This window comes from Streptomyces sp. NPDC102467 (assembly GCF_044765445.1).
In the GTDB taxonomy this organism is placed as follows: domain Bacteria; phylum Actinomycetota; class Actinomycetes; order Streptomycetales; family Streptomycetaceae; genus Streptomyces.
The window spans coordinates 1-9,526 of sequence record NZ_JBIWKA010000051.1; the positions used below are offsets into that span (position 1 = coordinate 1).

General features: G+C 69.3%; 11 protein-coding genes and 1 pseudogene. 7 read left to right on the forward strand and 5 right to left on the reverse strand.

Annotated features, from left to right (window positions below):
- Positions 1–94 precede the first annotated feature (94 nt).
- The 3 genes from ACIREE_RS42150 (at position 95) to ACIREE_RS42160 (ending at position 1,820) form a co-directional block, all read left to right on the forward strand.
- Positions 95–343 carry a hypothetical protein gene (locus tag ACIREE_RS42150; RefSeq protein WP_404164845.1) on the forward strand — a complete coding sequence of 83 codons (249 nt, stop codon included), beginning with the start codon at positions 95–97 and terminating at the stop codon, positions 341–343.
- A gap of 323 nt (positions 344–666) precedes the next feature.
- The gene (locus tag ACIREE_RS42155; RefSeq protein ID WP_404164847.1) at positions 667–1,506 is read left to right on the forward strand and encodes an ANTAR domain-containing protein; all 840 of its coding nucleotides are present in this window, start codon (positions 667–669) and stop codon (positions 1,504–1,506) included.
- A 122-nt stretch (positions 1,507–1,628) separates the two neighbouring features.
- Positions 1,629–1,820 carry a hypothetical protein gene (locus ACIREE_RS42160; RefSeq protein WP_404164849.1) on the forward strand — a complete coding sequence of 64 codons (192 nt, stop codon included), beginning with the start codon at positions 1,629–1,631 and terminating at the stop codon, positions 1,818–1,820.
- Between the two features lie 471 nt (positions 1,821–2,291).
- On the opposite strand, the gene ACIREE_RS42165 is transcribed toward ACIREE_RS42160, so the two are convergent.
- Positions 2,292–3,107 carry an AraC family transcriptional regulator gene (locus ACIREE_RS42165; RefSeq protein ID WP_404164851.1) on the reverse strand — a complete coding sequence of 272 codons (816 nt, stop codon included), beginning with the start codon at positions 3,105–3,107 and terminating at the stop codon, positions 2,292–2,294.
- On the opposite strand from ACIREE_RS42165, the gene ACIREE_RS42170 reads away from it, so the two are divergent.
- Entirely contained in the window at positions 3,106–4,449 is a 1,344-nt protein-coding gene (locus tag ACIREE_RS42170; RefSeq protein WP_404164853.1) for an MFS transporter, read from the forward strand. The two genes, ACIREE_RS42165 and ACIREE_RS42170, sit on opposite strands and share 2 nt — an antisense overlap.
- 55 nt (positions 4,450–4,504) lie before the next feature.
- Here ACIREE_RS42170 and ACIREE_RS42175 read toward each other — a convergent pair whose 3' ends face one another.
- Entirely contained in the window at positions 4,505–5,206 is a 702-nt protein-coding gene (locus tag ACIREE_RS42175; protein WP_404164855.1) for an SDR family oxidoreductase, read from the reverse strand.
- A gap of 133 nt (positions 5,207–5,339) precedes the next feature.
- Between ACIREE_RS42175 and ACIREE_RS42180 the strand changes: the two genes are divergently transcribed.
- Positions 5,340–5,798: a MerR family transcriptional regulator gene (locus tag ACIREE_RS42180; protein WP_404164857.1), complete on the forward strand. Its 459-nt coding sequence runs from the start codon at positions 5,340–5,342 to the stop codon at positions 5,796–5,798.
- 452 nt (positions 5,799–6,250) lie between these two features.
- On the opposite strand, the gene ACIREE_RS42185 is transcribed toward ACIREE_RS42180, so the two are convergent.
- Together ACIREE_RS42185 and ACIREE_RS42190 are read right to left on the reverse strand one after the other, a co-directional pair.
- Positions 6,251–6,640, reverse strand: a complete 390-nt coding sequence (locus tag ACIREE_RS42185; protein WP_404164859.1) for an aldehyde dehydrogenase family protein — start codon at positions 6,638–6,640, stop codon at positions 6,251–6,253.
- Between the two features lie 233 nt (positions 6,641–6,873).
- Positions 6,874–7,272: a VOC family protein gene (locus ACIREE_RS42190; RefSeq protein WP_404164861.1), complete on the reverse strand. Its 399-nt coding sequence runs from the start codon at positions 7,270–7,272 to the stop codon at positions 6,874–6,876.
- A 93-nt stretch (positions 7,273–7,365) separates the two neighbouring features.
- On the opposite strand from ACIREE_RS42190, the pseudogene ACIREE_RS42195 reads away from it, so the two are divergent.
- Positions 7,366–7,560: pseudogene (locus tag ACIREE_RS42195) on the forward strand (transcriptional regulator); the annotation flags it as partial.
- 2 nt (positions 7,561–7,562) lie between these two features.
- Here ACIREE_RS42195 and ACIREE_RS42200 read toward each other — a convergent pair.
- Positions 7,563–8,510: an NmrA family NAD(P)-binding protein gene (locus ACIREE_RS42200; RefSeq protein WP_404164863.1), complete on the reverse strand. Its 948-nt coding sequence runs from the start codon at positions 8,508–8,510 to the stop codon at positions 7,563–7,565.
- Between the two features lie 106 nt (positions 8,511–8,616).
- Here ACIREE_RS42200 and ACIREE_RS42205 point away from each other — a divergent pair, with 106 nt between their 5' ends.
- Positions 8,617–9,189 carry a TetR/AcrR family transcriptional regulator gene (locus ACIREE_RS42205; protein WP_404164865.1) on the forward strand — a complete coding sequence of 191 codons (573 nt, stop codon included), beginning with the start codon at positions 8,617–8,619 and terminating at the stop codon, positions 9,187–9,189.
- Positions 9,190–9,526 lie beyond the last annotated feature (337 nt).

A 9,526-nucleotide genomic window follows, 5' to 3' on the forward strand; every position in this document is an offset into this window, starting at 1 on the left:
AGAAACCGACCCCGTTCACCTGGACCAAAACAGCCGAAGAAATCCTCGACTCACTCGCCCGCTTCTGCCAACGGATCTCCGGCGCGGGACACTAGTGGGCCAGCACCCCCCGCACCGGGCGCGCATCGTCTTCTACGATGTCGCCCTGGAGCAGGTCAACGCCATGGCACCGGCAGAACTCGCGCGCCTGGACGTGGTCCTCCGCGTGATCGCCGCCCTCCCCACCGTCGGCACCTCGACGAAGCGCGGCAGCGCCCGCCAGTACGAGATGGGCCCGGTGCGCGTCCTCTACGTGCGCACCGCGCTGGGCACCCTCGTGCTCGTCGCCCATGTCGAAGCCTGAGCAGCTGCGCCAACTCCTCTGATCCGCTGGGCTTGTCACTCCTGAAGCTCCTGAGGAAGGCTGCACCGACGCCGTGGCAGAGGCTGGGCGGGGAGGAAGCGAGTGCTCGCGCTCGGCCCGGGCCACCGAAGACCGGGCGGTCGGCAGCGTCTCACCCGGCGCTGCTGAGGCTTGTGTGGCGCTGCAGCAGAGATGGTTTCGAAAGTTGTTATGTCAGGGAATGCAGGGCCATTCCGGGGGGACTCAACGCCTACTCCGCGATAGAGCAGAACAAGCGGTGCGGCCGTGCAAACGCGTGCGGCTGACATGCGGGAGTGGGGGGCATGAGGGATTTATCTGCAGAGAAGGGGCTGGCGAACCTCGTACTTGAGGTGATGAGTCAGCTGCTGGACGAGTCGGTCGAGGAGCAGTTGTCCTTGCAGCGGGTGGCGCAGCGGTCTGCGGAACAGTTGGGCGTGCGGGGTGCCGGGGTGCTGCTGGCGGGCCCGGCGGACGGTCTGGCGGTGGTGGCTGCCACCTCGCCGTCGATTCAGGCGCTGCAGCAGTTGGCCGTGGCCAGTGGGCAGGGCCCGGAACCGGTGTGCTTCCAACGCGGCGAGCCGATGCTCGTGACCGATCTGCCCGCCGCGAGGGGGCAGTGGCCCCAGTACGCCGGTGAGGCCGACGGCGCCGGAGTCGGCGCGGTGAGTTCGCTTCCCCTGCCCCACCAGGGCAACGACCGGCTGCTGGGGGTCATGAACCTGTTCTACGCCTGGCCCGGCCCGATAGGCGAGGCACAGCTGATGGCGGCACAGACACTGGCCGACGCGCTCGCCCTGGCACTTGGCCAGCGCCGGAAGCGCGAGGCTGTCCGCCGCGAGAACGGACAGCTGCGGCAGGCTCTGTCCAGCCGCGTGGTGATCGAGCAAGCCAAAGGTGCGCTCGCGGCCCGCCTGGAGATCACCCTGGACGAGGCATTCGCCCGGCTGCGCACCCACGCCCGCTCCCGGCAGCAAAAACTCACGGCTCTGTCGGCCCAGATCGCCCGGGGCCATGTCCCCGCCGACCTCCTGCCGAGCCGCCAGTCCTCGGACCCGGGGCCCCGTTCTTCGGGCCCTGGCCGGCAGTCGGCGTGCTGGCGGCCAGGGCCCGAAGAGAAGAACGGATCACCGGCCAGCACCTGAATGGAAAGGGCCGGAACCCGGGCCGGGAGTCGTCAGACGGCGGCAACGCCGCCCCCACCGCACTGCGTCACTCCGGCCCCGGCCGTAAGTAACCCGACGGCCCAGGCAGCGTTGAACCAGGCGTGAGCACGACGATGCGGCTCACGCCTGTGATCGGCGTGCAGCGAAGCGGCAGTGAATCGATTCCTCATCCCGGGCTGGAGCCGATCTTCACCGCGCTCGCCGAGCAGTGGGAGAGCGACGGCCGTCTGGTTCCTGGCCGGGCGGATGAGGAATGGACAGCCCTCGTTCGCCGTTACCCCTGGTCCCGGTGACCGGTGGTGCGGGCACGGCGCCGCCACCCCCGCGCCACAGTCCTGGGGAGTTCGCAGGCGCCATCGGCACCGCGCTCCTGGGCTGCCGGGCCGGCTCACCGTGGTTGGGCCCGCCGGTCCGGCATCCCCACCAGCCAGCCCCACCAGCCAGGCCGGGAAACGACCTCCGGCAGCGCAAAGCCCCTTGTCCCCTGAGAGGCGATCCGCGCGTCGGCGGGGCCTTCGCGCACGCGGCCCGACAGGGCAGAGCGCAGCGGCCTCGAGGAGAGGAGACTTACGGTGCTGTACAGATGTCCGGCGGCCGTCATGGCGCCGTGCACATCCGTGCCGCCGAAAGGCCCAGACCCCGCTCCTCGGCGGCATTGGAGGCAGGGCGGGCCCCGCTCAACTGAGCGTTTTCCAACCTCATGCTGATGCGTGGTGAAGGACCAGGACGGCTATCACGATGTCGGTGAGAGTCGGCTTGTGGATTCACCCGGCGGGTGGGACGCGATAGCTTCCCGGCGTCTGACCCATGGTGCTGCCGAACGTGTCAATGAACGCGCTGGTCGTGGACCATCCGCACTGTCGCCCTGTTTCACTGACGCTTGCTCCTTCCGCCAGCAGCACCATGGCGTGGAACACCCGGACGTTGGTCCTCCATTGTGGATAGGTCATGCCGAACTCGGTCCTGAACAGCCGGGCCAGGGTACGCTCACTCACTCCGATGTTCCGTGCGAGCCACGCGGCAGTCCGCGGCTGCCGCAGGTCGCCGGTCACCAGCGCGCACGCCTTACGCAGCAGGGAGCTGTTGGGGGTGGGCACTGTCAGTGGCTGCACGAGGGCTCGTCGCAGCCGGTCCCGCAGGACGGCGCGCAGGTTGCGCGTTTCCTGTTGCGGGAGGGACGGTTCACTGCACGCGATGATCAGCTCGCTCACCAGGGCATCCACAGCCACAACGACCGGCGTCCGGGAATTCAGGAGGCCGTCGTCGGCAGCGAAGGCGAGCGTGTGCACGGAGCTGTGCCCGTGCACCCGGTGCTGATGCCAGGTGCCCGCCGGTATCCAGACGGCGCGCGCACTGGAAGCCACCCAGGAAGCTTCGTCCGTCTGCACGGCCAGCACACCCGCGCTGACGTAGAGGAGCTGGTGATAGTCATGCTGGTGGCGGCCGATGACCTCACCTGCGAGGTGGACATGTGTGGTGCCCCTGGGCTCGGTTGCCGTCTCCGTCTGACTGTTTTCCGACATGCAACGGCAGAATATCGGAAGCGGCGCATTGGGTGGTCCTGTCAGCGTGATCACCATGCCCACGACTTCCTGCACCCCGCGTGATCTTCCGCCCATAGCCCCACCGACGCTGAAAGCCCGGCTGGCGTCCGCTCTGCGCGGCGTCGCCCTCGATACCCGCCCGCTGGCGCACCCTGTCTTTCGGCGCCTGCTTATCGGGCAGGCTGCGGCGTACGTCGGGACCATGGTCACCGGCGTCACCATCCCGATACAGGTATACGCGCTGACGCGGTCGTCGCTGTCTGTGGGGCTGACGGGGCTGGCCGGCTTCGTTCCGCTCGTGGTCTTCGGCTTGTACGGCGGCGCCATCGCTGACCGGTTCGACCGCCGCACGCTCTACCTGGCGTCGGCATGCCTCACCTGGACGGTCACCCTCGCCCTGCTGTTCCAGGCGGTAGCCGATCTGTCTTCCGTACCCCTCATCCTCGCCCTCGTCGCCGTGCAGGCCGCAGCCTTCGCCGTGTCGTCCGCTGCCCGGGGCGCGATCATTCCCCGTATCGTTCCGGCCCCCTTGGTCCCCGCCGCGAATACGCTGTACTTCACCGTCGGCAATGTCGGGCAGGTCGCCGGGCCCCTTGTGGCGGGCATCCTGATCTCGCTGCCGAACGGCTACTCGTGGGCCTACGGCGCTGACGCGGTGCTGTTCTCCGTCCTGCTGTACTCGGCCCTCAACCTGCCCTCGATCAAGCCGACCGGCTCGGGTCTCCGGACCCGTGGGCTGCGCTCCGTCTTCGACGGGCTGCGGTTCATCGCCGCTGCCCCGGTGCTCTGGATGTCCTTCGCGGTCGATATCGCGGCGATGACGATGGCCATGCCGACAGCCCTCTTCCCGGCAGCGGCACAGCTGCGCTTCGGTGGAGGAGTGGGGCGGTTGTACTCGGCCCTGGCCATCGGGTCAGTCGTAGCGGGGCTGTTCAGCGGATGGATCGGGCGAGTGCGCCGCCAAGGGCGGGCGCTGGCCATTGCCGTCACCGCCTGGGCGGCTGCCATCGCACTCGCGGGCACTGTCCATCAACTATTCGCCGCCGCTGTCCTGCTGGCCGCTGCCGGAGCGGCGGACCTGGTCAGCGCGGTCTATCGCGAGACGATTCTGCAAACCTATGCACCCGACGCCATGCGCGGCCGTCTGCAAGGTGTCTTCACCGTCGTAGTCGGTGGCGGTCCACGCCTCGGGGACCTACGTGCCGGCGCCATGGCCTCCGCCACGGGTCTCGGTGTCGCGTGGACTGGCAGTGCGCTGCTCTGCCTGGTCGTCGTCATCGTCGGCGCACTGCTCGTACGACCGTTCTGGCGCTACACCGTCACCCCGGCACAGCCGTCGGCTCCGCCGACGGCCCCCGAGGCAGCACACCAGCCGTAAGACTGGCACATCACAGGATCTCCGGGCCGTCGGACCGGTCGCGGTTCTTCGGAGGTCAGCCGTAGAGCTGCGCAGGGTCGCCGCTGAGGGCGGCCTTGACGAACCGTGCGGGGTCATCGACCAGGACCTCGATGGCTCCGGCCGCCACCCCGGCCAGGCTGGCTCGCGCGACGTCGGCCGGGTCGATCTTAGGGCCGTCGCTGCCGGCCATCATGTCGGTATCAGCAGCCCCCAGGTGAACTCCCTGGACGAGGATGCCCTTGCCGGCCAGCTCCACCCGGACACCGTTGGTCATGTTCCACTCTGCCGCCTTGGCCACCGAGTACGACCCTGACCCGGCAGCGGTAGCGACCCAGGACAGGACCGACAGGACGTTGACGATGACGCCCTCACCGTTACCCTCCAGGACCGGGGCGAAGGCGCGGATGACACCCAACGTGCCGAACAGGTGCGTCTCGAGGTCGGTGCGGATGTCCTGGACCGGGGAGGTCAGCAAGTTCGCCCCGGTGGTGATGCCGGCGTTGTTGACCAGCACGGTGACGTCCGAGGCGGCGACCGCGGCCTGGGAGACCGATGTCTCGTCCAACAGGTCCAGGTGCAGCGGGACGACACGGGAGTCGCTGACATCCAGGAGGTCGGGCCGGCGGGCGCCGGCGTAGACCTTCTGCGCTCCTTCAGCCAGCAGCTGCTCGACGAAGCGCTGGCCGATGCCCCGGTTGGCGCCGGTCACCAGCGCGATGGACCCGTTGATCTGCATGATCATCCTCTCGACGTGTACGTGGGAGTGGCGAGGGAACGTCCCCTCGCCGGCGCTGGGTACGCTAAGACTTGACGTCGACGTGAAGGTCAAGTCGATGACCGTTTCGTCGTGAGGCGAAAAGGGGTGAGCCGTGCCGATCGAGCACCTGCGCATCGGGCAGGTGGCCCAGCAGGCCGGGGTCAGCACCCGCGCTCTGCGCTACTACGAGGAGCAGGGACTGCTGGAGCCGCAGCGCACCACCAGCGGCCAGCGCCGCTACCCGGCCTCGGCCGTGGCGCGGGTGCAGCTCATCCAGCAGTTGTTCACCGCCGGGCTCAACAGCCCGCTGCTCGCCACGCTCCTGCCGGCCATCGATGCCCGACACGTCGATGCCGAGCTGTCGGCGCGACTGCTGGTCGAGCACGCACGGCTGGAGGCGGAGGTCGCCGGTCTGCAGGCGGCCAGCCGCCGCCTTGCCGCACTGATCGGCCTCGTCACTCACCCCGACGATGCGTCGTGCCCGGCGTCCCTCGATGAGGCAGTCAGTGATGGGGCACCGGCGTCGAGGGGGAGGTCACTTCGCCCCGCGCGCAAGGTCCGCGTCGCGTGAGCACAAGTTCCCGAGCTCTCACGGAGCCAGCCACCCGCCGTCGCTGACGGCCTGCGGTTCCGAGGTCACGAACGGACCGCCCAGGTCGCGTGGCAGAAATCCTTCCCGCCCGTTGAGCCAATTCAACGGCTGATACTGGTTGTCGAGGCCGCTGTCCGCGCGCACCCTGCCCGCCCCCGGCGCCCTGCACACCCGCACCCCTGTCACCTCCAACCGCCCGGCCTCGGTCGCTCTTGGATGCCCGGCCGATAGAGCAACGGCCGCCGGGCCACGGCCGGTTCGCCCTGCACTGCGGCTGTGGGCGCCGTATCCGGGCCAGGGCCGCGGACTTGTGGGACCAGGGGTGGCAAGGGGCGGGCAGTTCGCCCGTGGCCTCTTGCTGATCGCCGTCAGGAGGGCGACTCCAGCCGTGTGCGTCGCATTCGATCGCGCGATGTGTAGAACACGGCGTGTCAGTTGGCGGGAAGGGAGATGGCCTTCATCTCCAGGAATTCCTCGAATCCCCAGATGCCGCACTCACGGCCCAGGCCGCTCTGCTTGTACCCGCCGAAGGGGGCGTTGCCGAACAGCGGGGCGCCGTTGACCATCATTGATCCGGTACGGATACGCCGTGCCACCGCCGTCGCGCGCTCGGTGTCGGCGCTGCAGACGATCCCGTACAGGCCGTAGATGCTGTTGTTGGCGATGCGGACGGCGTCGTCCTCGTCGTCGTAGGGCATGAACACCAGCACCGGTCCGAACACCTCCTGCTGCGCGATGTAGCCGTACGTCAAGTGGCGCCACACAACACGTCCGCGCTGCGAACCCGGCCGGGCTTCGAGGGGCCGCGACGTGGCGGTCATCGCGCATCCTCGGGGTGAGGAGATCCCGTCCGGCTGCATCGAGCTCCCGGCCCTCACTGAGTAGACGCCGGTGCCAACGCGCACCTCCTCCTCGGTGCCCTGGCGCACCCGGGACAATGGCGACTGTGCCGGCGCAGGCGGAGACCTTCCGGCGGCCGCTTTCACCGGGAGCGGCCGCGTTCACCGGGAGCCCTGGGATCTCGGGGCTCCCGCGTGAGCGGCTGTGCGTGGCGTCAGCGTGCGAACTTTTCGATGGCCTCCGTGGTGACGGGGGTGAAGAAGTTGACGAGGTTGCCGTCGGGGTCGCGGAACAACAGCGACCGGTTGCCCCAGGGCATCGTGGTGGGCTCGCTGACGAATTCGGTGACGAAGCCAGTCAGGTTCTGGTGAACGCGGTCCACGTCGTCGACGAGGAACTCGGTGATCACGCTGTGGTTGTCCGCCGGGCGGGCAGAGCCCGGGGCGAACAGCGGCACGGTGCGGGTACTGGCGATCGCGAGGGTTGCGCCCGCGGCCTTGAGTTCGGCGAAGTCCTCGGTGGCCCGCACCGCCTGCATCCCTGTAACTCGCTCGTAGAACTCGACGAGGCGTGCGACGTCGCTGGTGATGATGCGGATCGAGACGGAGTCCATGGGAATCTCCTTGGCTGTGCTGGAGGCGTGCACGTCGCAGACCAGGAGACATAGTGGACAGAATCGGTCCTGTATTCACGTAAGGCCGCGAACATGCCAGGTCCCACCGGCCGCGTGCTGACACTCCTGGAGCTGCTGCAGCCGGGCGGCACCCGGACTGTGGCCGATCCCGCCGACCGGCTCGGCGAGGGGTGCACCGTGCGGCGGTACGTGGACCAGTTGACCGACTTGGACGCACCCGTCGAATCGGTCCGCGGCCGCTACGGCGGGCACCGGATGGCTCCCGGGGGTCAGGGGGTTGGGCGCAGGTGGTGGCGGGCCCAGGTTTCGAATGAGGTGAGGGGGATGCCCAGGGCTGTGGCGTACTGCGGTCGGGCCGGGTGGCCCGTCACGTTCAGGCGGTCGTGCGAGGCCCCCATGGGGGGCATGCCCGCGGCGAGCGCCTCGGCCTCCGTCATGTCCGGCGCGCTCAGCGGCACCTCCAGCACCCGCGAGAGCACGTCGGCGATCTGCGTCATCGTCAGGTAGTCGCTCGCGAGCTCCAGCTCGACGCGGTGGAACCGGTCCGGGTCGGCCACCGCCGCGGCCGCCGCCGCGCCGATGTCGTCCACCGCGACGAGGGAGAGGTGCGTCGTGGGCTTGAGGACGCTCACGACGCCGCCCGCAGCCCCGCGAGGGAACAGGAACGCCATGGACGGGCGGAAGTTGTCCATGAAGAAGCCCGGCTTGAGCAGTGTCCAGTGCGGGAAGCCGGCCTCGCGGACCCGGTCCTGGATCGCGGTCTTGGCGCCCAGCGTGGCCTCAGACGACGCCCACCGGCCCTCGGCCCAGCCGGGGTCTTCTACGTGCTGGCCGGCGCCGCTCACCGAGGTGTGCACGAACTGCGGCACCCCCGCGGCCAGCGCCCCCTCGATGAGGTTGACGCCCTGTCGTACCTCCCCCTCGAAGTCGAAGCCGGTCCCCGTGAATTGGGGCATCTGAACGGAGAAGACCGCTCTGGTCCCCTCCGCGGCCCGCTTGACGGAGTCGCGGTCGTGGAGATCGCCGGTGACCAGTTCCGCGCCGAGCGCCTCCACGGCCTTCGCGCGGTCGGTCGCCGGGTCGCGCACCAGGGCCCGTACGGGAATCCCCGCCGTGAGCAGTGCGCGGGCCGTGGCGCCGCCCTGCCTGCCGGTGGCGCCGGTAACCAGGACCGGTGCCTGTACCGATCCTGGGGCTACGCCTGAGTCTGTGGGCACGCGGGCGCTCCTCTGACGTATTGCGGAAAAAACGGCGGGGCCCGCCGTTTCCTTTCAGCTAAGATACGGCGGGGCACGCCATTTAACAAAGGGCGAGGTGAACTCCATGGCAGAACGCCAGCGTGCAGACGCCAGACGCAACTACGCGCTCATTCTCACCGTGGCCGAGAAAGAGGTCGCCGCCCACGGGGCCGACGCGTCCCTGGAGCAGATCGCGCGTACGGCGGGGGTTGGGTCCGCGACCGTGCGCCGGCACTTCCCGACGCGCCGCACACTGCTCGAAGCGGTCTCGCACAAGCGGATCGCCGCACTGAGCGACCGCGCGCGGGAGCTGACCGGCGAGGGTGACAGCCGGGACGCGCTGCTGGAGTGGCTGGGGGAGGTCGTCGCCTACTGCGTGGCCGCCAGCGGGCTGGCGGCGGCGCTGTCCTACGAGGGGTCCGCGCCCGACTCTGTGCACGAGAACTCGTGCTCGGCGGCGCTGGAGCAGGCGGGGGTCCCACTGCTGCGGCGTGCTGTGCGGGACGGTGCGGTGACGGCACAGGTCACGGTCGCCGACCTGATCACGCTCGCCGTCGGCATCGTCCTGGCCACGGAGCACCGCCGCGACCCCGCCGCCGAGGCGGACCGGCTGTTCCGGCTCGCCGTGGAGGGGCTGAGTCCCTCGGGGAGTTCCTAGAGGTTCCCCATCGGCTCATCATCGATCTTCACGAGTGTGCCCCCGATGCGCAGCACCTCGTGGTCGGTGAACTCGTGGACGGCGGGAGGCCATGCTCGGGCGAGGGCCCCGGCGCGCGCTTCACTCGACCGGCCGTTCGTCCTCGAGCGCCCCGATGAGCTGCGGAGCGAAGCGGAACCGCGCGGCGGGCCTTATCTACAGCTGTCAAGTTCCGGCGCTGGTCACAGCTTTGCTGCCGGGATGCTAGTGTCCCGCGCCGGAGATCCGTTGGCAGAAGCGGGCGAGTGAGTCGAGGATTTCTTCGGCTGTTTTGGTCCAGGTGAACGGGGTCGGTTTC

Excerpts from the sequence above, each read along its gene's own strand:
- ACIREE_RS42155 (WP_404164847.1), top strand. The coding sequence starts at position 667 with ATGAGGGATTTATCTGCAGAGAAGGGGCTGGCGAACCTCGTACTTGAG.
- ACIREE_RS42170 (WP_404164853.1), top strand. The coding sequence starts at position 3,106 with ATGCCCACGACTTCCTGCACCCCGCGTGATCTTCCGCCCATAGCCCCA.
- ACIREE_RS42165 (WP_404164851.1), bottom strand. The coding sequence starts at position 3,107 with ATGGTGATCACGCTGACAGGACCACCCAATGCGCCGCTTCCGATATTC.
- ACIREE_RS42175 (WP_404164855.1), bottom strand. The coding sequence starts at position 5,206 with ATGCAGATCAACGGGTCCATCGCGCTGGTGACCGGCGCCAACCGGGGC.
- ACIREE_RS42185 (WP_404164859.1), bottom strand. The coding sequence starts at position 6,640 with ATGACCGCCACGTCGCGGCCCCTCGAAGCCCGGCCGGGTTCGCAGCGC.
- ACIREE_RS42190 (WP_404164861.1), bottom strand. The coding sequence starts at position 7,272 with ATGGACTCCGTCTCGATCCGCATCATCACCAGCGACGTCGCACGCCTC.
- ACIREE_RS42205 (WP_404164865.1), top strand. The coding sequence starts at position 8,617 with ATGGCAGAACGCCAGCGTGCAGACGCCAGACGCAACTACGCGCTCATT.